1 pseudogene is annotated in these 555 nt (G+C 37.5%); it reads right to left on the bottom strand.

From position 1 onward, the window contains the following. Positions 1–555 (bottom strand): annotated as a pseudogene (locus tag ACFIK6_RS10245) (hypothetical protein); the annotation flags it as partial.

The following is a 555-nucleotide window of genomic DNA, read 5'->3' as shown; positions in this document are numbered from 1 at the left end:
ACCCAGTTACGCCATGTTGCTTGCCAATCGATTTTGGTTGCATTTGCTCCAGCTTTTGAACGCCAATAATCTCGAAATTTTGCGATTTCGACTTTCACACGCTCTGGAGGCAAACCCTCTGCAATGGGAAAATCGTAATCGGGTTCAAAATCCTCAGGCAATCGACAACCGCGATTAGCTTTCGCTCGGTTTTGCTTTTTGGAAATGTTCTCTTGCTCGTGAATGGGAGGTTGGTTGTCTGATGAGGTTGTGATTTGCTCTGATGTGGTTTCAACAGCAGCAACCTCTGTTGACTCGTCAACCTGTTCGTTTGTTGCTAAATTTTCAAAATCAATTTCTTTTTTTGCTAAAACGATAGTTTTAGTTTTTTTATATATATTCTTATTCTTATTCTTATTCTTTATAGCTTGATTTTGCTTAGCATTTGCTTCATTTTGCTTGTCATTTGCTTCAGCAAAATTATTAACATGTTGTTTTATATTATTTTTTGCTTGTGCACCTTTTTTACCAGCCTCACTACGAACTTGCGATATGTGCTCTTTTTTATCAGCAAAA

Source organism: Bartonella sp. AS69XJJH, from assembly GCF_042195585.1.
Classification (GTDB): Bacteria; Pseudomonadota; Alphaproteobacteria; order Rhizobiales; family Rhizobiaceae; genus Bartonella.
This window is presented reverse-complemented; position numbering and strand designations above follow the sequence as displayed.